We start from the raw sequence: 25,690 nt of genomic DNA, 5'->3' as shown, positions 1-25,690 counted from the left end.
CTACTTTTCCTCTCCGCCCTTTTCGTGGCTCTCATTTAAAAATTGCTCGATAATAAAGCGCGGCCGCGCCTTGGATTCCAGGTAGATCTTGCCGATATACTCGCCCACCACGCCGATGGACAGCAGCATCAGCCCCCCGATGGCCCAGACCGATACGGCCACGCTGGCCCAGCCCGCCACGGTGGCGCCCATGCAAAAGCGCACGAAGATATAGATCAGCATGATGATACTGACCATAAAGACCACAAACCCCAGCCCCGTGATCAGCCGGATGGGCTTGACGCTCAGCGAGGTGATGCCCTCCATGGCAAAGGCGACCATCTTTTTAAGGGGATACTTGCTTTCTCCGGCAAAGCGCTCGCTGCGCTCATAGGTCACGGTATCCGTGCGGTAGCCGATCATGGGGACGATACCGCGCAAGAACAGGTTGACCTCCTTAAACTGAGCCAACCCCTCCAGGGCGCGCTTGCTCATCAGGCGGTAATCCGCATGGTTAAAGACCGTATTGGCCCCCATCGCGTTCATCAGCCGGTAAAAACTCTCGGCAGTAAAACGCTTGAAAAAGCTGTCCGTAGTCCGTTTGGAGCGCACACCATACACGATGTCGCACCCGTCCAGGAACTTGTCCACCATCTCGTCGATGGCGTTAATATCGTCCTGCAGGTCCGCATCCATGGAGATCACCGCATCGGCTAGGTCCTTTACGGTCATAAGGCCCGCCAGCAGCGCGTTTTGATGGCCGCGGTTGCGGCTTAAATTGATGCCGCTAAAGAGCAGATCCTCTTCGTGCAGGGCGCTGATGATCGGCCAGGTCTTGTCCTTTGAGCCGTCGTTCACCATTACCACGCGGCTCTCAGGCGAGATCTTGCGCTTTTCGATCAGGCTATTCATTTTGACTTTCAGACGTTTAGCCGTTTCCGGCAATACTTCTTCTTCATTATAGCAGGGGATCACGATGTAAAGGATATTGTTCATTAGAATCCACCTTTTTGAAATGATATACATTTTGGTTGAATGTTGTTTTTTATTATAGCATCATCAAAACTAATAGACAAGCTCTTCAACTCCCCTTACAGCGGCGAAGCGTAACCGTTGCCAAACAGCGGCCCCGTTTGGCCGGCTGTTCAAATCCGGCCCTCAACCAGAAGTGCCTGCAAAGCGCATTCATATGCGGGCGGATAGAAAAAGCGCTGCGGAAAATCCGCAGCGCTTTTATCAATGCTGTTTGGTTTTGTGTGCAGGCTTATTTGCCCATGACCACGGCCTGCGCAGCAGCCAGGCGCGCGATCGGCACGCGGAAGGGCGAGCAGGACACGTAGTTCAGCCCGATGTTGTGGCAGAACACCACCGTGCTCGGGTCGCCGCCGTGCTCACCGCAGATGCCCATCTTCATCCCCGGACGGGTGGTGCGGCCCAGCTCAACGGCCATCTTCATCAGCTTGCCAACGCCAACCTGGTCCACACGGGCGAAGGGATCGCTCTCGAAGATCTTCTTGGCATAGTAATCATCCAGGAAGTTGCCGGCGTCGTCACGGCTGAAGCCGAAGGTCATCTGGGTCAGGTCGTTGGTACCGAAGGAGAAGAACTCCGCCTCGGTGGCGATCTCGTCAGCGGTCAGCGCCGCGCGCGGGATCTCGATCATGGTACCCACCTTGTAGTCGATCTTCACGCCCTTTTCGTCCATGACCTTCTGGGCGGTCTCCACCACGACGGCCTTGACGTACTTGAGCTCCTTGACCTCGCCTACCAGCGGGATCATGATCTCGGGCAGGATGTCATAGCCCTTCTCCGCCTTCACCTCGATGGCCGCCTCGATGACCGCGCGGGTCTGCATCTCAGCGATCTCGGGATAGGTGACGGACAGGCGGCAGCCGCGGTGGCCCAGCATGGGGTTAAACTCATGCAGGCTCTCAACGGTGCCCTTGAGCTCATCAAAGGTCAGGCCCATTTCCTTGGCCAGCGCCGCGATGTCCTCATCGTTGTGGGGCAGGAACTCGTGCAGCGGGGGATCCAGGAACCGGATGGTCACCGGGCGGCCCTCCATGGCCTCGTAAATGCCCTTAAAGTCAGCCTTCTGCATGGGCAGCAGCTTGTTCAGTGCCGCGCGGCGCTGCTCCTCGGTCTTGGCCACGATCATCTCGCGCATGGCGGGGATGCGGTCCTCATCGAAGAACATATGCTCGGTACGGCACAGGCCGATGCCCTCGGCGCCGAACTTGACGGCCTGGCGGGCGTCGCGCGGCGTGTCGGCATTGGTGCGCACATTCAGGGTACGGATGTCGTCCGCCCAGCCCATCAGGGTGGCGAAGTCGCCCGTCACAGCGGCGTCGATGGTCTCCACGGCCTCGCCGTAAACATTACCGGTGCTGCCGTCGATGGAGATGTAGTCGCCCTCTTTATAGGTCTTGCCAGCGGCCTCAAAGGTCTTGGCTTCTTCGTTGATGCGGATGTCGCCGCAGCCGGCAACACAGCAGGTGCCCATGCCGCGGGCCACAACGGCCGCGTGGCTGGTCATGCCGCCGCGGGCGGTCAGGATACCCTGAGAAGCATACATGCCCTCGATATCCTCCGGGCTGGTCTCCAGACGAACCAGAACGACCTTGCTGCCGTCCTTGGCCGCTTCCACAGCCTCTTCCGCGGTGAAGTAAACTTTACCGCAGGCAGCGCCGGGGGAGGCGGGCAGGCCGCGGGCGATAACTTCCGCTTTCTTCAGCGCGTCAGCGTTGAACTGCGGGTGCAGCAGGCTATCCAGCTGCTTGGGCTCGACCTTCATCACGGCCTCTTCCTTGGTGAGCATGCCCTCGTTCACCAGGTCCACGGCGATCTTCAGCGCCGCGGCGGCGGTACGCTTGCCGTTACGGGTCTGGAGCATGTAGAGCTTGCCGCGCTCGATGGTGAACTCCATATCCTGCATGTCGCGGTAGTGCTTCTCCAGGGTGTTGGCGATCTCGGCAAACTGGTCGTACACGGCCGGCATGGTCTTATGCAGGTCGGCGATGGGGTTGGGGGTACGGATACCGGCAACCACGTCCTCGCCCTGGGCGTTGAACAGGTACTCGCCATACAGCTTGTTCTCGCCGGTGGCGGGGTTACGGGTAAAGGCAACGCCCGTACCGGAATCGTCACCCATGTTACCAAATACCATGGCCTGCACGTTAACGGCGGTGCCCCAGTCGCCCGGGATGTCGTTCATGCGGCGATATACGTTGGCGCGGGGGTTGTCCCAGGAGCGGAACACGGCCTTAACGGACTCGAGCAGCTGAACCTTGGGATCCTGCGGGAACTCCACGCCCATCTCCTTGAGGTACAGGGCCTTGTACTTCTCCACGACCACCTTCAGGTCATCCGCGCTCAGGTCGGTATCCACCTTGGCGCCCACAGAGGTCTTCACCTCGTCCAGGATATCTTCAAACTTGCGCTTGTCGATCTCCATCACGACGTCGGAGAACATCTGGATGAAACGGCGATAGCTGTCATAAGCGAAGCGCTCGTTCTGGGTCAGCTTAGCCAGACCCTTAACGGCCACATCGTTCAGGCCCAGGTTCAGGATGGTATCCATCATACCAGGCATGGACACGCGGGCGCCGGAACGGACCGATACCAGGAAGGGGTTCTCCAGATCCCCAAACTTTTTGCCGTTGATCTCTTCCGTCTTGGCCAGAGCCTCATAGATCTGGTCTACGATCTCGTCGGCAATGACTTTGCCGTCCTCATAATAGCGCGTGCACGCTTCCGTCGTTACCGTAAAGCCCTGGGGCACAGGCAGGCCCAGACCGGTCATCTCGGCCAGGTTGGCGCCTTTGCCGCCCAACAGGTTTCGCATCTCGGCGTTCCCTTCCGAGAACAGGTATACGTACTTGTTAGACATTCACCAATTCCTCCTCAAAATTTTCCATATGCAAAACCGGGCAAGCCCGGTTTGTTAGGCAAAAAAGCCCGATTTTCCGACAGCCGCCGGACAAGTCGTTAATATTTTAATACAATTGCCCGCTAAATGCAACCATTTTAGCCGCCCTGCGGGGTATTTCTTTCATTATTCATAAAGGTTTGCAAGCTGTCCTCCACCTGCTCGATCTTTTCGATAAAGCGGCCCAGCCGCCGGGCCCCGTCCATCCGGTGGGCGGCAAAGCCCCGCAGGATCGCCCCCAGCTGCTCGCGCGCCCGGGCGCTTAAGCGCAGCACGTTCATGCGCGACGGGTCGATGGACTCGATATACCCCATCATTTTAAGGGTACCCTTGTCCACCGCCAGCGCCTGCGGGGCGCGCACAGTGCAAGCCGCGCACAGCACGCCGCCCGCCCGGGGATCAAACCCCACGGCCTCCCCCTCCTGCACCCGCCGGCCGCAGGCCACACACCGCCCCGTTTCAATCCGGTAGCCCAGCATGGCCATCAGCTGGATGGTATAGATGATGGCCACATCCTGTGGCGGCATCTGCGAATAGGCCAGAAAGGCCAGGGCGTGCAGCGTCAGGGCAAACTCATCCACCGCCCGCTGGCGGGGTTGGATGGCTTCCGCCGCCATGGCGGTAACATAGCTGGCATAGCTCAAGCGGCCCAGGTCCTCCCGCAGGGGATAGTAGCTCTCCTGCAGTTCAAACTGGTTCAGCGCATGGCGCTGCCCCCGCAGGCTGAAGGTAAACTCCCCCATGGCAAAGGGCTGCGCCGCGGCGGACAGCCGGCTTTTGGGCCTGCGGCAGCCCCGGGCGATGGCGTCGATCCGCCCCTCGGTGGGGGTGAGCACGCTGAGCATCCGGTCATAATCCTTATAATTGGCATAGCGTACCGTAAGGCCCAGGGTCTTAAGGGTAGGCGGCACGGCTTTTCACCTCAATCCTGATAGCCCAGCTCTTTAAGGGCCAGGGGAGAATTGCGCCAGTTTTCCCGCACCTTGACCCAGAGCTGCAGATTCACCTGGCAGCCCAGCAGCTTTTCGATATCGTAGCGGGCCTGCTGCCCGATCTTGCGCAGCATGCTGCCCTGCTTGCCGATGATGATGCCCTTGTGGCTGCTGCGTTCGCAAAAGATGGTGGCCTCGATATCGATCAGCGCCTGGCCCTGGCGCTCGCGCAGGGCCATCAGCTCAACGCCAATGCCGTGGGGCACCTCCTCTTGCAGCAGGATCAGCATCTTTTCCCTTATCATCTCGCAGATCAGCCGCTGCTCGGGCTGATCGGTGATCATATCCTCCGGGAAGTACTGCGGCCCCTCGGGCAGGCGCTTTTGCAGCGCCGCTTCCAGCTCATTTAGTCCTTTGCGGCGGCGGGCCGAGATGTAGACCACCTCGTCGGCGCTGCCCAGGGTGAGCAGGTGCGCCACCTGCGCCCTGGCCGTATCCTCGTTGGCCGCGTCCATCTTATTGACGGCCAAAATCAGGGGGGCCTTGCGGTTTTGCAGGGACTGGAACAGCGCCCGATCCCCCTCGCCGATGCCGGCGGCCGCGTCCACCAGCATCAGGATAGCCTCCACCTCGTCCAGCGAGCGCCAGGCGGTCTTGACCATGTACTCTCCCAGCTTGTTTTTGGGCTGATGGATGCCCGGGGTATCCAAAAATACGATTTGAAAGCCCTCCCCGGTGAGCACCCCCTGGATGGTGTTGCGGGTGGTCTGGGGCTTGTGGGATACGATGGCGATCTTCTCCCCCACCAAAGCGTTGAGCAGCGTGGACTTGCCCACATTGGGCCGGCCCAGGATCGCTACGAAGCCGGAACGGTATTGTTTCTCCAAATCACTTACTCCTTTTCCTCATGTCCTGGCATATCCGCCGCCTTAAAGGCGTGGGGCAGCAAGCGCGACAGAGTGGTCTCCAGCCATTGCCCGCCCGCGCTGCCGCAATAGACCTGCATCTCTCCGTCCGCGGCAAACTCGCTGAGCACCTGGCGGCACACCCCGCAGGGGTAGGTAGCCCCCTGGCTGTCCGATACGATGGCCACGGCCGTTATCTGCCTGGCCCCCGCCGCCACGGCGGAGAATACCGCCACCCGCTCCGCGCAGCAGGTGGCGCTGTAGGCGCTGTTTTCAATATTGCAGCCGGTATAAATCGCGCCGTCTGCCGCGAGTACTGCCGCGCCCACGCGGAAGTGGGAATAAGGCGCGTATGCCCCCTGCATAGCCTGCAGGGCCCGCGCCTTGAGTGTTTCGATCCGCTCTGCTGTCATCATATTTTCCTTTCCGGGCCTTGCGCTACACCAGCGCCACCGTGGCCAGCTGCATCAGCAATATCGTGACCAGTACGCCGATCACCCCGCCGGCGATCACCTCAAAGGGCGAATGGGTGTGGCTTTCGATGCGGCTCTGGGCCACCAGCAGCGCCAGCAGCAGCCCCAGCGTGGCCACCAGCGGGTCGCCCGCTACTACGGTCATCGCGGTAAAAAGCGAAAAGGCCAGCGCGCTGTGGCCGCTGGGGAACCCTCCGCTTAAAAACGTGCCCCGCCGGTTGATCCCCAGGGATTTGACCGCGATCACCACCAGCACCACCACAGCCAGGCTGGCATAGGTCACGTGTACCGGCAGGTTGCGCACCGTGGTGATGCCCACCAGCGCGATGTTGGTGATCCGCTCGAAAAAGATCAGGTAGCCCACCCCGATGGCCACCACGGCGGTGACCAGCACCGCCCCGGCCGCCACGTCCTTGACCATTTCCGCTAAGGGGTGGTACTCCTTGGTGACCATATCCACCACCCCTTCGATGGCGGTGTTGATCATCTCGGCGAACACCACAAGGGCGATGGTCAGCATCAGCAGCACCATCTGCACCCGGCTGATGCGCAGCACGATGCCCGCAATCACCGCCATGATGGCCAGGATAAAGTGGATGCGCATGGAGCGCTGGGTGCGCACGCAGTATACCAGGCCCGCGATAGCATAATTAAAATTTCTAAACTGCTTTTTCAGGCCACCCATGCCCTACGCCTCCCGGGTCAGCCCCAGATCGGTCAAAATGACCTCTTCGCGCTGGCGCATCAGGGCCCGGTCCTCCAGGTTCACATGGTCGTACCCCAAAAGGTGCAGCATGGCGTGCACCGTCAGATAGGCCACCTCCCGGGAAAGGGAATGGCCGAAATCCTCGGCCTGGACCTTGGCCCGCTCCAAAGAGATGGCGATGTCCCCCAGCATGATCTCCCCGGTCTCCGGGTCGGTGCTCTCCTGCAGTTCCTCCGGGTCCAGTCCCTCGTCGTCCGCCTCCAGTCCGTCGTACTCCAAAAGCGGGAAGCTCAGCACGTCGGTGGCCCGGTCGATCCCGCGGTACTCGCGGTTTAAGGCGCGCACGCCCTCGTCATCCAGCAGCAGGATGCTCACCTGTACGCGGTCGGTCTCCCCCTGGAGCTGCAGCGTACGCGCTACGGCGCGGCGCACCAGCGCCTCGGCCTCCTGCCCAAAGGGCATCTGCGCCACCCGGTTTTCCAAATCTACCGTCATTTTCAAGCATCCCCTTTCGTCTGTTCGTCCTGTTTGCCGCCGGCATCTTCCTGGGCCGGCTCCGCCGCCGCCTCGGCCTGCGGCGTCTGGAGGGGTTCTTTGCGGGGCGCCGGTTCCCGCTCAGGGGCCGTTTGCTGCCCCGAGAGCGGGGCAGCGCGCGGCGGCTGAATCTCCGCCTTGGCGGGCGCGACCCCGGGCTTTTCACCCTTCTTTTCCACCTTAGGATAGGCCACCCGCTCGTGATAGATGCCCTTTAAGGCCCGCACGAACACCTCGCAGATGGTATCTAAGTCCCGCAGGGTCAGGTCGCACTCGTCCAGCTGCCCGTCCATCAGCTTTTCGCGCACCAGGCGGCGGATCATCTCCTCCACCTGGCCCTGGGTGGGCTTCTCCAGCGAGCGCACCGCCGCCTCCACGGTATCGGCCAGCATGATGATGCCGGCCTCCCGGGTCTGGGGCTTGGGGCCGGAGTAGCGGAAATCTCGCTCATCCACCAGCGCCGGGTCGGCCGCGGCCTTGCAGGCCGTGGCGTAGAAGTAACCGGTCAGCGTGGTGCCGTGGTGCTGCAAAATAATATCCCCGATGGCCTTGGGCAGTTTAAATTGTTGGGCCAGCGCCAACCCGTCGCGGGTGTGCGCGGTCAGGATGCTGGCCGATACCTCGGGGGCCAGCCCATCGTGGGGGTTGACCGAACCCACCTGGTTCTCCTTAAAGAAATAAGGGGCCGAGAGCTTGCCGATATCGTGGAAAAACGCGCCCGTGCGGGTCAGCATCATATCCGCCCCAACGGCGTCCGCCGCGCGCTCTGCCAGGTTGCCCACGATGATGGAGTGGTGATAGGTGCCCGCCGCCTCCAGCAACAGCCGCCGCAGCAGCGGGTGGTTGGGGTTGGCCAGCTCCAAAAGCTTGGTGGGCGTCACCACGTCAAACACCGTTTCCCACACCGGCAGGGTACCCAGGCAGAGCACGGCGCTTAATACCCCGCTGCCCAGGCCCCACAGCCCGCCGATCAGCACCTCTTTTAGGTTGCTGGTGGTAATCAGCCCCAGGGCGATGATCACCAGGGCGTTGATCACCCCGGCGCCCAGGCCCGCAATGATCAGCCCGCTGCGCTCACGGATGTTGCGGCGCAGGATGAATACCCCGGCCATACCGCTGAGCATGGCCGAGATCAGGATGCCTAAGGTGGTAATGGTCATCAGCCCATTGCCGCCCGAGAGCATCATCGCCGCCATGATGGAGGCGAAAAAGTTGATGACCAGCGCCATGCGCGGGCCCACCAGCAGCGTAAGCAGCAGCGCGCAGGTGGATATCGGCGCCAGGCGCGGGTTGATGGTACTGATCAACAGGCTGATCAGCAGCGTAAAGACCAGCGTCAGCCCGGTCATTATCAGCTTGGGGATACTGGTCAGCACCTTGGTTTCAAAGGCGCGCAGGTACTGCATCATCAGCAGCACCATGATGATGACCAGCAGCGCGATGCCCGCGTACAGCCACAGGTCCATCTTTTGGTCGGCCAGCACGCCCAGGGAGCTCAGCGCCGCGATCTGCACGTCCGTCACCACGTCGCCCTCGCTGACGATCACATCCCCCTTGCGCCAGACCTGGGCCTCCACCGCCTGGGCGGCCTGCTCCCGCGCCAGCTGGGTGCCCTCCTCGTCATAGATCATGTTCGCCCGCAGGGATTGGTTGATGATCAGGTTGCCAAGGGCCATCAGGTCCTCGGAGAAGCGGTTGTCCTCCTGCTCTAAGGCCGTGCGCAGCTCCTCGCGCTCCTTGGCCAGCTGATCCTCCTGGATGCCGCTGTCCAAAGCGCCGCGCATGTTGACCTCCAGCAGGGTCTGCAGCCGGGTCAGGTCGCTGGCGCTGGCCGAGAGCACCGTATAAAGCTGCTCGGTACTGAGCAGCCGGATCGTATCATCGCTTTTCAGCTCGGCGATAAATTCATCCGGGTAGGGGAAATTCTCCCCCGCGGGCACCTGCAGCTTGCTGCCGTGCTCCTCCTCATAGGCGGCCTGCACGGCCAAGCGCTCATTTTCGGCCTTGGTGCGCGCCGCCTCAAAGGCGGTAAAAAAGCTGTCCACCTTTTGCAGGGCCTCGTCGGTGGCGGCCTCGTCCTTGGTGTACTTTTCGTTGACCTGTTTGCGCGCGGCCTCTACGGCCCGGTCATACCCCAGCTTGTCCTCCACGTCCTTGGTGGCGTAAATGGTCTCCCGGGCGATGGAGCCCTGCTTGAGGTCATACCGCTTGGGCGTCATGGCCATGGACAGGATCGCCGTGACCATCACCACCAGCACGCAGTAGATGATCAGCCGCATCAGCGGCTGGCGCACCCGCCGAACCGAGCGGCCCTGGGCGCCCTTTCTCCCGCTGTTTTTCGGCGGTATTTTTTTGCGTTTTTCCGCACTTTTCATCTGCATTCCCTCCTGCTGTCCGTCCGCACAAAGTTCACATATGCCCGGGGACGGACGCGCCTGCTGCGCGCTGGTGCAAAAGCCACGGGGCGCGCGGTAAAAAAGTCCAATTTAATTATACCCCATTTTGCCGCCCGGTGTATAGTGCAAGCTGAAAACCACAAATTGCAGGCCGCCCGGGCCTTGGCAAAAGGGCGCGAAAAAGGCAGGGGTCTCCCCCTGCCCGGCAATTTTACGGTTCAAACGGCCTATTGGGTCTCCTCCTTGGAATCTGACGCCGCCGCTTCCTTTTTGCGGCGCACGGCCAGCACGATCAACACCGCCGCGATCACCACCGCCGCCCCGGCGCAGGCGAGGATCAAACCCAGGTTATCGTGCGTGTCCCCGGTCTGAGGCATCAGCACCGCGTCCAGCCCGGCTGCATAAGCCGGAGAAGTGAGAGCGGCCACGCCCGCCGCTGCCGATACACCGCCCAGGAGCTTGCACATCTTACCCAAAGGTATCTCCTCCATCCTTTAGGGACTGGGGTTAGCCAGCCCTAAGCCTTGCCCCTATTTTACCACATTTCCGGCCCGGCGGCGCGTTTAAAATCTTAATCTTACCTTAATTTTACATTTGCCGCCATTTAGATCAGCCGCCGCTCCCGCCAGCGCCCGGTGCGGTAGCGCAAAAAGGCGATGGCAAAGCCCACGGCCCAGCCCGCGGGGATGGCCCACCACACCGCCGAAGCGCCCAAAACCGGGCTTAAGGCATAGGCCAGCGCCACCCGCACGCCCAGGTTGGCCATGGTGGCCAGCATAAAGTAAAAGATATCCCCCGCGCCGCGCAGCACGCTTGCGGCCACCTTCATGGCGCCCATCGCAATGTAGAAGACCGAGACCACCCGCAGGTACTCCACCCCCGCCGCGATCGCCGCGCCGCCGCTTTGCGCGTCCAAAAACAGGCCCACCAGGGCATCGCCAAACAGATAGAGCGCCAGCGTGACCGGCAGGCTGATGGCCGCGATCACGCCCATGCTGATCCGCAGCCCCGCGCGCACCCGTTCCATCTGGCCCGCGCCGATATTCTGCGCCGTAAAGGTGGATACCGCGTTGCCCATGGATACCATGGGTAGGATGCAGATCGAATCGATCTTGATGGCGGCAGTATACCCGGCGATCACCGAGGAGCCAAAGCCGTTGACCACCGCCTGCACCAAAAACATGCCCACCGAGACCACGCTTTGCTGCACCGTGGAGGGCACCGCCACGCGGCACATCTTGCCCAGCAGCGCCTTGGAAAAGCGGGGGTAAGGCTGCTTTGCCGGGAGCGCCGCCAGCCTGCGGCGCAGCACCCAAAACGAGAGCAGGCAGCTGACGCCCTGGGCGATCAGCGTGGCCCAGGCCGCCCCGGCCACGCCCCAGCCCAACCCCGCGACGAACCACAGATCCAGCGCGATATTGACAAGGGAGCTTACCAGCAAAAATAGAAGCGGGATGCGGCTCTCCCCCAGCGCGTTGAAAACCGAGGTGAGGATGTTGTAAAAAAAGAGAAACACCGCGCCCAGAAAATAGATGTTCAGGTAGGTCTGCGCCTGGCCGTAGATGTCTCCGGGCGTGCGCATCAGCTCCAGCAGTGCGCCGCTCGATAAAAAACCTATCCCCGTCAGCCCCAGGCTGAGGGCGCCCGTGGCCAGCAGCGCTGTGGAGACCGCGCTTTTCATCCGCTCCATCTGCCCGGCGCCGTACAGCTGGGAGATGATGACCGAGCAGCCGATGCCCGCCCCGGTGGCGATGGCGATAAACAGCTGCGTGACCGCATAGGATGCGCCCACCGCGGCCAGCGCCTGCTCCCCCACAAAGTTGCCCACCACCATGGAATCGATGATATTGTAAAACTGCTGGAAGATATTGCCCAGCACGATGGGCAGGGCAAATAACAGCAGCGAGCGGGCCGGCCGCCCGGAAGTCATGCTCTCTTTCATATGCGCTTGCTTTGCATCTCCTGTATCTCCAATGCTCTCTGGAGCCCTTCCCCGTTAAGTTGCCCGGGGCCGCGGGGCGCCATCCCTTTTATGATACCCAAAACCCGTCCCATTTGTAAACCACGCAAAAAGGGCGGGGAACCTTCCCCGCCCTTTAGCCTTAAAGGCTTTGTCTGCTCTGTTTTTCTGGCTACTCGCCCGTCCCAAAGGCCGCTGCCAGCTCCTGCGCTGCCGTCTTTTTGGTGAACAGGCTGACCACCGGCACCGCCAAAAGCGAGGCGAACATGGCCATGCACCCGCTAAAGGGCGCCTGCCCCGGCCCCAGGATAAAGGCCAGCGCCAGCGATACGCCCACCCCGGCGATCACGCCCGCCCAGGCGCCCGCCCGGGTCGCGCCCTTCCACAGCACGCCAAAGACGTAGGGCCCCAGGCAGCAGCCGGCCACCGTGCCCCAGCTAAAGGCCATCATGTTGACGATGGCGTTGTTCTTGCCCAGGGCGATCACCACCGATATGGCGATGAACAGCAGGCAGAACACCTGCATCACGCGCTTGGTCTGCTTATCGCTCATCTTAGGGAAGAACACCCCGCGAATCAAGTCGATGCTGATGGTGGAGGCCGAGGCCAGCACCAGCGAGCTGAGCGTGGACATGGAGGCCGAGAGCACCAGCACCACGATCAGCCCCAGCACCAGCTCGGGCATGGTATTCATCAGCATCTGGGGCATGATCATATCGTAATTGGCGGCCATGGTCGCCGGGTCGATGGGCACCTCGGCGAAGGCCACCCGTCCAAAGGCGCCGGCAAAGTAGGCCGCGCAGCCCACGATAACCGCAAAGGCCGTAGAAACGATGGCCCCGGTCTTGATGGCTTTATCCGAGCGGATGGCGTAGAACTTATGTACCATCTGCGGCAGGCCCCATACCCCCAGGCTGGTCAGCATAAACAACCAGAAGAGATTGAGCGGATCCGGCCCCAGCACGGTGACGTTTTGCGGCGCGATGGCGGCCAGCTTGCTCAGGGCCTCGGCCCCGCCGCCAAAGCTGTTTAACAGGCAGAAAATCATAGCTACCACGCCCAGGATCATGAAGATGCCCTGCACAAGATCGGTCAGCACCGTGGCAAAGTACCCGCCCGCCAGCAGGTAGACCGCAGTCAGCACCGCCATGCCGATCATGCAATACTCAAAGGGGATGTTGAAAGCCCCTTCAAACAGGTAGGCCAGCCCCTGATAGACCGAGGCGCTGTAAGGCGTTAAAAAGATAAAGATCACCGCGGCGGTGACGATCTTAAGCCCTTTGGAGCCGTACCGGGCGGCAAAAAGCTCGGGCATGGTGCCCACGTTCAGCCGCTGGGTCATGCGCCGGGTGCTGGGCCCCAGGATGCGCCAGGCTAGGTAACTGCCGATAAAGGCGTTGCCGATGCCGATCCAGGTGGCCGCCAGGCCAAAGTTCCACCCCAGCTTGCCCGCGTAGCCGATAAAGATCACCGCGCTGAAATACGCCGTGCCATAGGCAAACGCCGAGAGCCAGGGGCCGATGGAGCGGCCGCCCAGATGGAAATCATCTAAATTTTTCACCTTTTTAGATGCGACAAAAGAAACTACGACTAGCAGTACAATGTACAGCACGAGAAATGCGTACTTCAACTAAACCATCCTTCCATTCTACTTGTACAAAAAACACCCCAAAGCTACAAAATACTACTGCGGCCACGCACATGCAGCCGCGCTACGGGATTTATTATAGGGAATTATCGCCCAAATGTAAAGCAGATTTCTGTCCAGGGGGCGCAGATCAGCAAAAGCCCTCCCATAAAGGAGGGCTTTTTTACTGCCGCTATTTTTGTTTTGCGCGCCTAAAAACCTCAGCCTAGCGCACAGGCTAAATCTGGCGCTTGGAGCCGGCGTACGCGTCCGTCCGGGGCAGCCAGTCCATAAACTCGGCGATGTTCTCATCCCAGCAATACCACTCGTGCCCATAGTCCTTTTCAAAATCCACCGTCACCTTGAGCCCCAGGGACTTGAGATGGTCTGCAAAGGCCACCGCGGCGGGGAACAAAAAGTCCTTTTTGCCGCAGGCCACGTAATAATCCGGCAGCGGGCCGCCCTCGCCAGCCGCCTGCTCGATGCGCGCAACATCCGGGCTGAACTGGGCGCGCACCTCCTGCGGGCTCATGGCGGCGTAATCCGGCAGGCCGCCGCCCTCGTTCATGGATTTGGGGATCTGCATCAGCGGCCCGGAGAAGGAACCCACCGCCCGGAACCGCTCCGGATGGCAGAAAGAGTGCAGCAGCGAGCCCATCGAGCCCATGGAAAGCCCCGCGATATAGGTATCTTCCCGCCTGTCGGAGACCGGGAAGTTGGCCTGCACGAACTCGGGCAGCTCGTAGGCGATAAAGTCAAACTGGCGGTTGCCCCCGGGGCCGGGCTGGTTGCGGTACTCCTGATTCTCGCCCGCGGGCATCACCACGGCGATCTGCCGCTCCTCGGCGTAACGCTCCACATTGGTATAGCGCACCCAGTTGGTCTCGTTATTGCCCATGCCGTGCAGCAGGTAGAGCACCGGCAGCGGCGCAGGGCGGCTGTGGCTGGCCTTTCCGCCCATCCCCAAGCTCTCGGGAATGGTGGGCGAGGGAAGGATCACATCCACATGCACCTCGCGCCGCAGGATATAAGAGATAAAGTTGGCCTTGATCAGCGCCATAAAAAACTCCCCCTTTAAGCTATCATATTAAGGACAGTATACACACTGTCATCCCCTTTTGTAAAGCGGCCCGGCATAAAGGGGACGGGCCCGCCGTACAATAAAGGGACAGCCCCCCAAGGCTGATAAGGAGGGAACCTTTTATGGAAGATAAGACCAAAAAGATCTGCCTGATCGCCATTACCGCCGCACTGGTCAGCGCCCTGGCGCTTACGCCCATGGTGGTGGGCAAAGGGGTGGAGCGCGGGGTGGCCGCGGCGGCCGAGCACTTCAGGCCCCAGATCGAGCAGCTGCTAAGCGATGGCGTCAGTGACCTCAAGGGCCAGATCGCCGCCGAGATCGCCGCGCGTCTGGACGATAACCTGCCCGACCTGCAGGACCCCGAGACCCTTAAAGCCGTTACCGAGGCGCTGGCCCAGTCCTTCGGGGAGCTTACGCTCTCCCGGGAGGAACTGATGGAACTGGTGGGCCAAGTGCTGCGGGAGAAGATGGGGCTGTAAGCCCCTGCCCCTGGCGGCAAAACAGCATCATCCGCCCTTGATTACACCCTGTAAACATGGTATGCTGTCCTCAAAACTTAGACAGCATTTTACAAAGGGGGACGTTGTTTTGACAAAACAGGCACTAAAGCGCGCGCAGCTCGTGCGCATTATGGAACAGTACACCGAGGCGCTGATCGAAAAAGCGCCGGACGCCCTGCCCCTGGCCGCGAACTGCCGGGCCACCTATAACGGACGTGAAATCGCCGTAGGGGACAACGAGGTGTGGCGCAACACGCTGGTCATCAAAGAGCGGCAGACCTTTATCGACCCGGTCAGCGGCGAAATGGTCTTTTTCGGCGTGATGTCCAATGAGACCGTGGAGCGCAACCAGGATTTTGAGATCCAGACCCATGTTTACGCCGCCAACTACCACTACACCGTGCGCATCAAGGTGGTCGACGGGCTGATCGCCGAGATCGAAGAGCTGGCCTGCGACAAGCGTCTGCGCTACTTTTTCAGCCAGATCGAGGAGATCAAACTGCCGGATCTGGAATTTGAGATCCCCATCCCGGAGGAAGAGCGCGCCACCCGGGAGGAGCTGATCGCCATCATCAACGCCTATTGGGACGCGCTGGACCGCAAGGAAGGCTGGGAGAAGCTGCCCATCCATCCGGATGCCCAGCGCTATGAAAACGGTTACCGTACCACCAACCACTCCCACTCCTTCCGGGGGGATTTTAAACACAACCCGCCCTTCCGCTGGCCCACGCCAGTGGGCACCCGCAGCTTTCCGGTGGTAGACCCCGCCCGGGGGCTGGTGGTCAGCGGATGCATGCTGGAGGGCGGCGGAAACATTGCCGACGGTGGCCGGGGCATGATGATCGTCGAGGCCTTTAAGGTCAAAGACGGGGCCATCTGCCACCTGATCGCCCACTTCCCGCTCCTTAGCGGCCCCACTGGGTGGGAAAAATAAGGCGGCGGAAAAAAGGCGTTTAGGGGCGGTGTTCCTATAGCCGTTTACGGCGGCGGGCTTCGCGTCCGCCGCCGATTTTTCGCGCCCCTGTTTTTACGTTTTTTATCCAAATAAACCGGCGTATCAAAACACGTAAAATTCATACGAGCGGGAGATAAGACATATGAATACGACGCACGCAATTGACGCCACCGAAAAAAAGAGCTTTTATAAAGAATTGTTTTCCCTCGCCATCCCCATCGGTCTGCAAAACCTGCTTGTGGCCTTAATTGGCGCAACGGACGCGCTGATGCTGGGCCGGTTGACGCAGGACGCCGTGGCCGCGGTCTCCCTGGCGAACCAGATCGCGTTTATCATGCATCTGTTCAGCGGCGCTGTCGTGGGCGGCGGTGGGGTCTTGCTGGCCCAGTACTGGGGCAAGGGCGACCGGGTGATGGTCAAAAACCTGTTCTGCTCGCTGATGAAATGGGCGCTGGGCATCTCCTTTGTCTTTTTTGCCCTGGCCATGTTCGTGCCCGAGCTTTTGATGCGGGTCTATACCCCGGAACCCGCTTTGATCGCCACCGGCGCATCCTACCTGCGCGCGGTAAGCGTTTCCTATCTGTTCAGCGGCATCACCCAGTGTTATTACCTCATCATGAAGCTGGAGGGGAAAGCCTCCAAAAGCGTCATGATCTCCGTAGTGACCCTCATTACCGATGTTGTCCTCGACCTTTTTCTGATCTACGGCATTGCCGGGGCCCCAAAGCTGGGCGCAAACGGTTCGGCCTATTCCACCGTGTTTGTTGAGCTGGTCGCGCTCATCTGGTGCATCGCCGAATCCCATCGCGGCGAGAGCGTCCACCCCGACTGGGCGGGCTTTAAATGGTTTTCCGCCGACGTGACCCGGGACCTGTTCAAGATTGCGCTGCCGATGCTGGGCAGCAGCCTGGCGTGGGGGCTGGGCTTTTCCATGCACTCGTTTATTATGGGGCACCTCGGCTCCGACGCTACGGCCGCGGCCTCCATCACCTCCATCGCCCAGGAGCTGATCACCTGCGTGTGCAAGGGGATTTCCGCAGGGGCAGGCATTATGGTGGGCAAGCTGCTTGGGCAGAACCTGTTTGACAGGGCCAAGGTGTACGGGAAACGGTTTTGCCACATCTCCTTTTGGGTCGGCGGCATCCATATGCTGATTTTATGCATCCTGGGCCCCATTGTGGCAGAGTTCTTCGTACTGTCGGAAACCGCAAAGGCGTATCTGATCATCATGCTGATCTTCAGCGCGTTTTACGTCTTTGCCTATTCCGTCAATACGGTCATCGTATGCGGCGTATTCCCGGCGGGCGGCGATGCCCGGTATGATGCCCTCAGCGTATTTTTTGCCTCCTGGTGCTTTTCGCTGCCCCTGGCGCTGCTGGGCACCTTCGTGTTCCACTGGCCGGTCATCGTGGTCTATATCCTGATGTGCGCCGATGAGATCGTAAAACTGCCCTGGATCTATCCCCGGTACCGCAAATACCTATGGCTGAACAACCTGACGCGCGAGGGCGCCCAATAGCCCATCCGCGCCTTTCTCGGGCATAAGCCAATCCCCCTGTCCCGCGATTGGGACAGGGGGATTATTGATAATAAAACGTGCGCTTATGTGGAGGCTAGCCTTCCTTGCGCACAAACCGGCGGGAGGCGGCTTTTGCCCCTCCGCCCTGGGCCTTTTCGTACTTTTCAAAGGCGTTGACGATGTCTTTGACCAGCTTGTGGCGCACCACGTCCTTATTGGTCAGGTACACGACCGAGATGCCCTCGATATCCGTCAGGATATCCGCCGCCTTTTTAAGGCCGCTGGCGTTCTCCCGCGGCAGGTCGATCTGGGTGATGTCCCCGGTGAGGATCACCTTGGATCCCTCGCCAAAGCGGGTCAGCACCATCTTGAGGGTGGGCAGTGTAGCATTTTGCCCTTCGTCCAGGATGACCACACTGTCGTTGAGGGTACGCCCGCGCATGTAAGCCAGCGGCGCTACCTCAATGGTGCCGTTTTCCAGCAGGCGGTTGAACTGCTCCTGCCCCAGAAAGTCAAACAGCGCATCGTACAGCGGGCGCAGGTAGGGGTCTACCTTGCTTTGCAGGTCCCCCGGCAAAAAGCCCAGCTTTTCCCCCGCCTCCACCGCCGGGCGGGTGAGGATGATGCGGCTGCACTCCTTGCGCTTTAAGGCCGCCACCGCCATGGCGATGGCCAGATAGGTCTTACCCGTACCGGCAGGGCCGATGCAGATGGTGACCGTATGGTTCTTGATGGCCTTGATATACCGCTTTTGGCCGATGGTGCGGCACTTGACCGGCTTGCCCCGGTAAGTCACGGCTACCACGTCGCTCATGGCCTCGATGGCGTCGTCGGCGTTGCCGCTGCGCACCATATCCATGGCCTGGCCCACCATCCACTCGCTCATCTGCTCGCCCTTGGCCAGCATCTTTTTAAGGGTGCGCAGGGTCTCCGCGGCGATACGTACATCCTCGTCCGCCTCGCCCGAGACCTCCACTACGTTATCGCGGGATTTGACAGCCACGCCCAGCGCCTTTTCGATGGCCTTGACATATTCGTCATACGGACCGAAAACGCTCATCACCTGGGCCATATCGTCAAATTCCACCTGAAGCATCTGCAAAAAACCCCTCCTTTAGGCTTGCGCGCCCTGCACATCGGGCACGTATCTTGATTATAGTATTCCAAATGAAAACTTGCAAGATTCATCCGCGCCCCTGCCCGGCAAAAAAAGGCGAATCTTCCCCCGCCGCCGCCCGCTCGCCCGGCTTTAGAACGGGCTGCATAAAAATCCAGCTTCTTGTGTAAGGCCACTTTCTACCCATTATTATGTTGTCATACTGTTAAGCCCGTGTAAAAAGTCTGGCAGCAGGCCTAATGCGGGCGGCCGCGCGGCCGAAGTGGACATTGCCGCCGCGTTTTGATCTTTTTTAATCCGCCAGGGCGCCCTTTTACCCGCAAGTGCGCTTTTTGCGCGTATAAAACGAAAGCGCCGGGGCGAACGAAAAAGTAGACTTTTTCGTTCGGTGCATAAAAATCAATTCAGCACCCCGACGCAGACAAACCTTTTCTATAATCCCATAGAATCGAATATAAATTACCAATTTACTCCTTGTTCCAGTATACATGATAGCGAACGAAAAAGTCTACTTTTTCGCGCGGACGTATCCGCCGCGGTGGGGCATATCCCCATGCGCCCAGCAGGCGGAACCTAATTTGACCTAGCGCGCGCTGTTTGGCGCCCGCCCCGGTGCGGCACCAACGCTTTTCGCTTAAATAGAAGGAAGAGGCACATGAACGGGCAAACGAACCATCCACAATCTATGGGCGCGGTGCAGGACTGCGGGCTGATCATCCTGCGCCAAAAGGATCTGCACATCCTTTACCTAAACCCCGCCATGGCCCAGGCCGCGCCCGACGCGCGGCCCGGCCTGCCCTGCCGCCAGGTATGGCCGCAGCTTTTCACCCCCTTGGGTGAGCTGGCCGCCTCTCTGGCCATAGATGATGGGGCAAACCGGTTGGAACTATGCGCAGCCCCGCTCGAATGGGCGGGAGAACCGGCCCTGGCCATTACGCTGCGTCCGCCCGCCGCTGTGGCGCGGGAAGAAACGCAGCGCCAGCTAAAGCAGGCCCAGCACCTGTACCGGGCCGCCATCGAATCCCGCGCCGAAGTGCTGCTGGAGTACGACCCGGCTACGGACAGCTTTATCGCCCATGCCGAAACGGCTGGGGAGGCCATCCGCACCGTGGTGGTGTTCGATTATGACTTGACCCGGGACCGGGCCAGCTTTTCCGCTCCCTTCTTTACCCAGTTTGGACGGGCAGGCGAGGTAGACAGGGCAGCCTGGCGCATCGGGCAAAGCGACCTGATCCATCAGGCGGACCGGCAGGTGGCGCTGCGCATCATCGAAAAATGCCGCCAAGAGCCGGTGGGCGTCAAGGGCAGCCTGCGCCTTAAGACCCGCCAGGGGCGCTACGCCTGGTTCGAGCTGTACGCCACCGCCCTTTGGGATGAGCAAAAGACCCGGTGCCTGAATATCGTGGGCAAGCTGATCAACATCGACGAGCTGAAAACCGAGGCCACTCAGTGGCGCGAGCAAGCCAAGCTGGACGCGCTGACCGGGCTTTATAACCGTGCCGCGCTACAGGAGCTGGCCGCCGGTATGCTGGCGGGCAAAAGCAAAAAACCGGGCGCATTGATCTTTATCGATATCGACGACTTTAAGGCCGTTAACGATACCCTGGGCCACGCCGCCGGGGACGAGGTGCTGCACACCATCGCCCAGCGCATCCGCCGGTGCTTCCGCCAGGAGGACCTGACCGCCCGCTACGGCGGGGACGAGTTTGTGGTCTACCTGCAAAGCGGCCTGACCCGGGAGGCGCTGGAGGGCAAGCTGCACCAGCTGCAGGCCATCTTCCATGGCGACCCGCTGCTGCGGCGCTTTAACAGCTCGGCCAGCATGGGTGTGGCCCGCTTCCCCGAGGATGCGGGCGATTTTTCCGCACTGCTGCAGCGGGCGGACCGGGCGCTGTACTGCGCCAAGCAGCTGGGCAAAGACCGGTACGCCTTCTATGCCGATTGCGCGCAGGCCGGCCTGGTGTAAAGCAGTAAATAACTAGCTATGAAATAAAAAAACAGGCGTGCGGGAAATCCTGCTCCATGGCTTAGGGCCCCGCGCGCCTGGTTTTTGCTTTGATGGTTTTAATTTTTATCGTTCTGCTTAAGCTGCTCATTCACCAGATGCTCCAGCACCTGGGGATTGCCCCGGCCGGCGGTCTCGCGCATGGCCGCGCCCATCAGGGCTTTAGATGCGCTTAGCTTACCCTTGCGGTATTGGTCCACCGCCTGTGGGTTTTGCGCCAGGGCCTTGCGCACGGCGGCCAGCAGCGTTTCGGGGTCGTTCACCTGCGCTAAGCCCTCCCGCTCCACAAGGGCCTTGGGGTCCTCGTCCGCCTCCCACATCCGGCCGATCAGGCGCTTGGCCGTGCTGGAGTTGATGTGGGCGTCGGCCACCATCTGCGCGACCGCCCCCAGATGCTCCGGCGCGATGGGGATGCGCGTATCCTCTCCCTCGCCCATCAGGCGGAAAACCTCGGAGATGATGAGGTTGCCCAGGGTCTCGGGGCTGCGGGTATAGCCGGCGGCCTGCTCAAAATAGTCGGCGATCTCCTTTTTCTCGGTCAGCCGCTCGCTTAAGATGGGGCCAAGCCCCAGGCGGGATACGTAATCCGCCTTGCGCGCGTCCGGAAGCTTGGGGATCTGCGCCCCCAGCGCGTCGATATGGGCGCGCGTAAGCACAATGGGGGCCAGGTCGGGGTCGGGGAAGTAGCGGTAATCGTCCGCATCTTCCTTGCGGCGCATGGAATAGGTCTTGCCGCTTTGCTGGTCGTAGCGCCGGGTCTCCTGGACGATGGCCTCGCCGCTCTCCAGCGCCTCTACCTGGCGGCGGTATTCATAGCCGATCGCCCGCTCGATGGACTGGAAGGAGTTGAGGTTTTTCATCTCGGTGCGTGTGCCAAAGGGGGCGCCGAGTTTGTGCACGGATAGGTTCACGTCGCACCGCAGCGAGCCCTCGTTCATCTTACAATCCGATATGCCGGTGTACAGCATGATGGCCCGCAGCTTTTGCACGTATGCCACCGCCTCTTTGGCGCTGCGGATGTCCGGCTCGGATACGATCTCGATCAGCGGCACGCCGCAGCGGTTGCAGTCGATCAGCGTGCCCAACTGCTCATCGTGCACCAGCTTGCCCGCGTCCTCCTCAATATGGATGCGGGTGATGCCCACCCGCTTTTCCCCCTCCGGGGTCTGGATATGGAGGTACCCGTGCTCGCAAAGCGGCAGGTCGTACTGGGAGATCTGGTAAGCCTTGGGCAGGTCGGGGTAAAAGTAATTCTTCCGGTCCTGCTTGGAAAAGCTGGCGATGGTGCAATGGGTGGCCAGCCCGGCCTTGACGGCAAAATCCACCACCTGGCGGTTTAAAACCGGCAGCGTCCCGGGCATCCCCAGGCAAACCGGGCAGACCTGGGTGTTGGGCTCGGCCCCAAAATCGGTCGGGCAGGCGCAAAAGATCTTGGTTTTGGTCTTCAGCTCCACATGCACCTCCAGGCCCACCACCATTTCATAGCCTTTAAGCATGCTTTTCCGCCTCCTTTGCATCATCCTGTTCAAACGCGTATCCCAGCTGGTAGAGCTTTTTCTCGCTAAAGGGCGGGCCGATCAGCTGCATGCCGATGGGGAGGCCCTCCTCATCCCTGCCGCAGGGCAGGCTAAGCGCCGGCAGGCCCGCGATGTTCACCGGCACGGTGTAGATATCCCCCAGGTACATCGCCATGGGGTCGGCCATCTTCTCGCCCAGGCGGTAGGCCGTGGTGGGCGCCACCGGGCTAAGCAGCGCGTCAAAATCCTTAAACAGGGCCTCAAACTCCCGCACCACCAGGGTGCGCACCTGCAGGGCCTTGTTATAGTACGCATCGTAATACCCGGCGCTTAAGGCGAAGGTGCCCAGCATGATGCGCCGCTTGACCTCGGGGCCAAAGCCCTCGCTGCGGGTGCGCTCGTACAATTCATCCATATCCGCGTAGTCCTTGGCCCGGTAGCCATAGCGCACCCCGTCAAACCGGGCCAGGTTGGAGGAGGCCTCGGCGCTGGAGATCACGTAATAGGCGGGCAGGGCGTGCTTTAAGGTGGGCAGGGATACCGGCTCTACCCGGGCGCCCAGCTTTTCATAGCGATTGGCCGCCGCAAGCACCGCCGCTTTGACCTGCGGGTCGATCCCTTCCTCCAGAAACTCCCGGGGCAGCCCCAGGCGCAGGCCGGTCACCTCCCGGCCGATATCCTGCTGAAAGTCGCCATAGTTCCGGCCTACGCAGGTGGAATCCCTCTCATCCTTCCCGGCGATGGCCGAAAGCACCAGCGCGCTATCCCGCACGTCTCGCGTCAGCGGGCCGATCTGGTCCAGCGAGGAGGCAAAGGCCACCAGCCCATAGCGGGAGACCGCGCCGTAGGTGGGCTTCATCCCCACCACGCCGCAAAAGGCCGCCGGCTGGCGGATGGACCCGCCGGTATCCGAGCCCAGGGCAAAGGCCGCCTCCCTGGCCCCCACCGCCGCGGCCGAGCCGCCCGAGCTGCCCCCCGGTACCCGGGTTGGGTCTACCGGGTTGCGCGTGGGGTGATAATAGGAGTTCTCGGTGGAGGAACCCATGGCGAATTCATCCATGTTTACCTTGCCCAGCAGCACGCACCCGGCCTCTTCCAGCCGCCGGGCCGCCGTGGCCGAATAGGGCGGGCAAAAGTTTTGCAGCATTTTAGAGCCGCAGGTGGTTTCAATCCCTTGGGTGCAAAGGTTATCCTTCAGGGCCATAGGCACCCCGGCTAAGGGATGCAACTGCTCCCCCGCCGCGCGGCGCGCGTCCACCTGCGCGGCCTGGGCCAGGGCGACCTCCCGCGTCACCTTGATATAGGCGCCCAGCTGCGCCTCGCACTTTTCTATTTGCTGTAAATAGGCTTCGGCCGCCTCCTGGGCGCTGACCTGGCCCGCCGCCAATTTTAGCGCAAGCGCCGCGGCGCTCCAATCGATGATCCGTTCCACTTTCATCCCTCCTATTCCACCACGCGGGGCACTGCGATATACCCCTCGGCCCGGGTGGGCGCGTTACGGAGCAGCGCGTCCCGGTCCATCTGCACGCCCGCTACATCCTCGCGGAACACGTTTTGCAGCGGCACCACGTGGGCCGTGGGGGGCACGCCCGCGGTATCCAGGGCCGCCAGGCTGTCCGCAAAGGCGATCACGTCCTGCAGATCCTTTTTAATGGCCGCCTTCTCCTGTTCGTCAAAGCGCAGGCAGGCCAGCTTTGCCACCTTATCCACCTGCAGCGGCGGGCGCTTGGGCGCATTGCCGCCCTGCCGGGGCGCCTCCTCCCCCGCAAGGGCTATGCCCAGCGTCTCCAGCTGTTCTGCGTCCACCCGCCCAGGGGCCTGGGTCAGCGGGCAGGCGGCGTCCTTGGTCTTGGGGAAGGCGATGACCTCCCGCAGGGAAGAGGCGCCGCACAGCAGCATCACCAACCGGTCCAGGCCAAAGGCAAATCCGCCGTGGGGCGGGGTGCCGTACTGGAAGGCGTGCACCATAAAGCCAAAGCGCTGCTCGATCTGCTCTTCGGTAAAGCCCAGGGCCGCAAACATCTTTTTTTGGATATCCTCCCGGTGGATGCGGATGGAGCCGCTGCCCAGCTCGATGCCGTTTAGCACCACGTCGTACGCCTGGGCGCGCACCCGGCCGGGGTCGCTTGTGAGGTAGGGGATATCCTCGGGATAGGGCATGGTAAAGGGGTGGTGCATGGCGATAAAGCGCCCCTCGGCAGCGGAATACTCAAACTGGGGGAAATCGGTCACAAAGGCGAATTGGAACTCCCCCTCGCCCCTGAGGCCCATCTTTTCCGCTACGTCCAGCCGCAGGCCGCCCAGGCAGCGGCGCACGGTGGAGAGCTGATCGGCACAAAAGAGGATAAAGTCCCCGTTTTGCGCCCCCGTGCGCGCAAGGATGCCCTGCATCTCGCCTTTAGTAAAGTACTTGGTCAGGATGGAGTTGATCTCCCCATCCTCCCGGAGCAAAATCCAGGCCATGCCGCCCGCCCCATAGCGCAGGGCCCGCGCCGTCAGGTCCTCGATATCGCTGCGGGTAAAGGCCGCCCCGCCCGGCACGCGGATGGCCCGCACCACGCCCCCGCGGTCGCACACCCGGCGAAAGACCGAAAAGCCGCAGCCCGCGGCGATGTCCGTCAGGTCCACAATGGGCAGGTCAAAGCGCAGGTCCGGCTTGTCGCTACCGTAGGTATCCATGGCCTCCTGCCAGGTCAGCCGCCTGAAGGGGCGGGCAAGCGGCCTTTCCATGCAGCACTCAAAGATGTGGCGAAACAGCTTTTCCAGGTGCTCCAGAATATCCTCCTGGTCGACAAAGCTCATCTCCATATCCACCTGGGTAAACTCCGGCTGCCGGTCGGCCCGCAGGTCCTCGTCCCGGAAGCAGCGGGCCACCTGGTAATAGCGGTCCACCCCGGCCACCATCAGCAGCTGTTTAAAGATCTGGGGGGATTGGGGCAGTGCGTAAAAGCTGCCCGGATGGACCCGGCTGGGCACCAGGTAATCCCGCGCGCCCTCGGGGGTGGATTTGGTGAGCATCGGGGTCTCGATGCTGATAAACCCCGCCTCGTCCAGAAATTGCTCCGCGCACTTTTGCACCCGGTGGCGCATCTTCAGGTTTTGCAGCATTTGGGGACGCCGAAGGTCCAGGTAGCGGTATTGCAGGCGCTTTTCCTCCCGCACCTTATCCCCCTCCTCCAGTGAAAAGGGCAGCGGCCGGGCCTGGGAGAGCAGCTCTACATGCTCGGCCCGCAGCTCGATGGTGCCGGTTTGCAGCTTTTCGTTATAGGTCTCCTCATCCCGCTTGCAGATGGGGCCGCAGGCGGCGATCACGCTTTGCAGGCGCAGCCCCTCGGCCAGGGCAAACTCCTGCGCCGGCAGGTTTTGCAGGTTGAATACCACCTGCAAGGTGCCCTCCCGGTCCTTTAGATCGATAAAGATCACCCCGCCCATATCCCGCTTGTTCTGCACCCAGCCCATCACCGTCTGGCGCGTGCCCATCTGCACCTGCCGCAGCGTGCCGCAGTAACTTGTGCGCTTCATATCCATCCTCCTCGCCCTATTGATGCCAAAGTAA

20 protein-coding genes are annotated in these 25,690 nt (G+C 61.2%); 4 read left to right on the top strand and 16 right to left on the bottom strand.

Annotated features, from left to right (window positions below; all coding sequences use genetic code 11):
- From H8699_RS11015 to H8699_RS10960, 12 genes are all read right to left on the bottom strand, one after another.
- A complete protein-coding gene (locus tag H8699_RS11015; RefSeq protein WP_249285735.1) occupies positions 1-975 on the bottom strand; it encodes a glycosyltransferase family 2 protein in 975 nt (324 codons plus the stop codon).
- A gap of 268 nt (positions 976-1,243) precedes the next feature.
- Positions 1,244-3,868, bottom strand: a complete 2,625-nt coding sequence (gene ppdK, locus H8699_RS11010) for a pyruvate, phosphate dikinase (RefSeq protein ID WP_249285734.1) — start codon at positions 3,866-3,868, stop codon at positions 1,244-1,246.
- Between the two features lie 137 nt (positions 3,869-4,005).
- Positions 4,006-4,818: a DNA repair protein RecO gene (gene recO / locus H8699_RS11005; protein ID WP_249285733.1), complete on the bottom strand. Its 813-nt coding sequence runs from the start codon at positions 4,816-4,818 to the stop codon at positions 4,006-4,008.
- A gap of 11 nt (positions 4,819-4,829) precedes the next feature.
- Positions 4,830-5,726, bottom strand: coding sequence for a GTPase Era (era, locus tag H8699_RS11000; protein WP_249285732.1), 897 nt, complete (start codon positions 5,724-5,726; stop codon positions 4,830-4,832).
- 5 nt (positions 5,727-5,731) lie between these two features.
- Positions 5,732-6,160 carry a cytidine deaminase gene (locus H8699_RS10995; protein ID WP_330605234.1) on the bottom strand — a complete coding sequence of 143 codons (429 nt, stop codon included), beginning with the start codon at positions 6,158-6,160 and terminating at the stop codon, positions 5,732-5,734.
- Positions 6,161-6,182: 22 nt separating this feature from the next.
- Positions 6,183-6,902 (bottom strand): diacylglycerol kinase, encoded by a 720-nt coding sequence (locus H8699_RS10990; RefSeq protein ID WP_249285731.1) that lies wholly within the window; start codon positions 6,900-6,902, stop codon positions 6,183-6,185.
- 3 nt (positions 6,903-6,905) lie between these two features.
- Positions 6,906-7,418, bottom strand: a complete 513-nt coding sequence (gene ybeY, locus H8699_RS10985) for an rRNA maturation RNase YbeY (RefSeq protein ID WP_249285730.1) — start codon at positions 7,416-7,418, stop codon at positions 6,906-6,908.
- Positions 7,419-7,420: 2 nt separating this feature from the next.
- A complete protein-coding gene (locus tag H8699_RS10980; RefSeq protein ID WP_249285729.1) occupies positions 7,421-9,832 on the bottom strand; it encodes an HD family phosphohydrolase in 2,412 nt (803 codons plus the stop codon).
- A gap of 248 nt (positions 9,833-10,080) precedes the next feature.
- Entirely contained in the window at positions 10,081-10,320 is a 240-nt protein-coding gene (locus tag H8699_RS10975) for an LPXTG cell wall anchor domain-containing protein (protein WP_249285799.1), read from the bottom strand.
- A 137-nt stretch (positions 10,321-10,457) separates the two neighbouring features.
- On the bottom strand, positions 10,458-11,795 hold the full coding sequence (locus H8699_RS10970; RefSeq protein WP_249285728.1) for an MATE family efflux transporter: 1,338 nt from the start codon (positions 11,793-11,795) through the stop codon (positions 10,458-10,460).
- Positions 11,796-11,985: 190 nt separating this feature from the next.
- Positions 11,986-13,443, bottom strand: coding sequence for a sodium:solute symporter family transporter (locus H8699_RS10965; RefSeq protein ID WP_249285727.1), 1,458 nt, complete (start codon positions 13,441-13,443; stop codon positions 11,986-11,988).
- 235 nt (positions 13,444-13,678) lie between these two features.
- A complete protein-coding gene (locus tag H8699_RS10960; RefSeq protein ID WP_249285726.1) occupies positions 13,679-14,500 on the bottom strand; it encodes an alpha/beta hydrolase in 822 nt (273 codons plus the stop codon).
- Positions 14,501-14,643: 143 nt separating this feature from the next.
- Here H8699_RS10960 and H8699_RS10955 point away from each other — a divergent pair, with 143 nt between their 5' ends.
- From H8699_RS10955 to H8699_RS10945, 3 genes are all read left to right on the top strand, one after another.
- Entirely contained in the window at positions 14,644-15,000 is a 357-nt protein-coding gene (locus H8699_RS10955; protein ID WP_249285725.1) for a hypothetical protein, read from the top strand.
- 109 nt (positions 15,001-15,109) lie between these two features.
- Positions 15,110-15,955 (top strand): hypothetical protein, encoded by an 846-nt coding sequence (locus tag H8699_RS10950; protein WP_249285724.1) that lies wholly within the window; start codon positions 15,110-15,112, stop codon positions 15,953-15,955.
- Positions 15,956-16,118: 163 nt separating this feature from the next.
- Positions 16,119-17,495, top strand: a complete 1,377-nt coding sequence (locus H8699_RS10945; protein WP_249285723.1) for an MATE family efflux transporter — start codon at positions 16,119-16,121, stop codon at positions 17,493-17,495.
- 94 nt (positions 17,496-17,589) lie between these two features.
- On the opposite strand, the gene H8699_RS10940 is transcribed toward H8699_RS10945, so the two are convergent.
- Positions 17,590-18,591, bottom strand: a complete 1,002-nt coding sequence (locus tag H8699_RS10940; RefSeq protein WP_249285798.1) for a PhoH family protein — start codon at positions 18,589-18,591, stop codon at positions 17,590-17,592.
- 676 nt (positions 18,592-19,267) lie between these two features.
- Between H8699_RS10940 and H8699_RS10935 the strand changes: the two genes are divergently transcribed.
- On the top strand, positions 19,268-20,578 hold the full coding sequence (locus H8699_RS10935) for a GGDEF domain-containing protein (protein WP_249285722.1): 1,311 nt from the start codon (positions 19,268-19,270) through the stop codon (positions 20,576-20,578).
- Positions 20,579-20,676: 98 nt separating this feature from the next.
- On the opposite strand, the gene gatB is transcribed toward H8699_RS10935, so the two are convergent.
- The 3 genes from gatB to aspS are packed head-to-tail and all read right to left on the bottom strand — an operon-like array spanning position 20,677 to position 25,656.
- Positions 20,677-22,113 carry an Asp-tRNA(Asn)/Glu-tRNA(Gln) amidotransferase subunit GatB gene (gene gatB / locus H8699_RS10930; RefSeq protein WP_249285721.1) on the bottom strand — a complete coding sequence of 479 codons (1,437 nt, stop codon included), beginning with the start codon at positions 22,111-22,113 and terminating at the stop codon, positions 20,677-20,679.
- Positions 22,106-23,572 carry an Asp-tRNA(Asn)/Glu-tRNA(Gln) amidotransferase subunit GatA gene (gene gatA / locus H8699_RS10925; protein ID WP_249285720.1) on the bottom strand — a complete coding sequence of 489 codons (1,467 nt, stop codon included), beginning with the start codon at positions 23,570-23,572 and terminating at the stop codon, positions 22,106-22,108. Before gatA ends, gatB begins: the two co-directional genes overlap by 8 nt.
- A gap of 5 nt (positions 23,573-23,577) precedes the next feature.
- Complete coding sequence (aspS, locus tag H8699_RS10920; RefSeq protein WP_249285719.1) at positions 23,578-25,656, bottom strand: aspartate--tRNA ligase; 2,079 nt, start codon at positions 25,654-25,656, stop codon at positions 23,578-23,580.
- Positions 25,657-25,690 lie beyond the last annotated feature (34 nt).

The sequence above is a fragment of the Luoshenia tenuis genome (assembly GCF_014384745.1).
Lineage (GTDB): Bacteria > Bacillota > Clostridia > Christensenellales.
The sequence above is the reverse complement of the archived record's forward strand: the minus strand, read 5'-3'. Positions and strand labels throughout refer to the sequence as shown.

Coding starts and splice junctions, on each gene's coding strand:
- H8699_RS10975 (WP_249285799.1), bottom strand. CDS start 10,320: ATGTGCAAGCTCCTGGGCGGTGTATCGGCAGCGGCGGGCGTGGCCGCT.
- H8699_RS10995 (WP_330605234.1), bottom strand. CDS start 6,160: ATGATGACAGCAGAGCGGATCGAAACACTCAAGGCGCGGGCCCTGCAG.
- H8699_RS10945 (WP_249285723.1), top strand. CDS start 16,119: ATGAATACGACGCACGCAATTGACGCCACCGAAAAAAAGAGCTTTTAT.
- ppdK (WP_249285734.1), bottom strand. CDS start 3,868: ATGTCTAACAAGTACGTATACCTGTTCTCGGAAGGGAACGCCGAGATG.
- aspS (WP_249285719.1), bottom strand. CDS start 25,656: ATGAAGCGCACAAGTTACTGCGGCACGCTGCGGCAGGTGCAGATGGGC.
- H8699_RS10940 (WP_249285798.1), bottom strand. CDS start 18,591: ATGCTTCAGGTGGAATTTGACGATATGGCCCAGGTGATGAGCGTTTTC.
- ybeY (WP_249285730.1), bottom strand. CDS start 7,418: ATGACGGTAGATTTGGAAAACCGGGTGGCGCAGATGCCCTTTGGGCAG.
- gatA (WP_249285720.1), bottom strand. CDS start 23,572: ATGAAAGTGGAACGGATCATCGATTGGAGCGCCGCGGCGCTTGCGCTA.
- H8699_RS10970 (WP_249285728.1), bottom strand. CDS start 11,795: ATGAAAGAGAGCATGACTTCCGGGCGGCCGGCCCGCTCGCTGCTGTTA.
- H8699_RS11015 (WP_249285735.1), bottom strand. CDS start 975: ATGAACAATATCCTTTACATCGTGATCCCCTGCTATAATGAAGAAGAA.
- H8699_RS10960 (WP_249285726.1), bottom strand. CDS start 14,500: ATGGCGCTGATCAAGGCCAACTTTATCTCTTATATCCTGCGGCGCGAG.
- H8699_RS10955 (WP_249285725.1), top strand. CDS start 14,644: ATGGAAGATAAGACCAAAAAGATCTGCCTGATCGCCATTACCGCCGCA.
- H8699_RS10990 (WP_249285731.1), bottom strand. CDS start 6,902: ATGGGTGGCCTGAAAAAGCAGTTTAGAAATTTTAATTATGCTATCGCG.
- gatB (WP_249285721.1), bottom strand. CDS start 22,113: ATGCTTAAAGGCTATGAAATGGTGGTGGGCCTGGAGGTGCATGTGGAG.
- H8699_RS10935 (WP_249285722.1), top strand. CDS start 19,268: ATGAACGGGCAAACGAACCATCCACAATCTATGGGCGCGGTGCAGGAC.
- H8699_RS10980 (WP_249285729.1), bottom strand. CDS start 9,832: ATGAAAAGTGCGGAAAAACGCAAAAAAATACCGCCGAAAAACAGCGGG.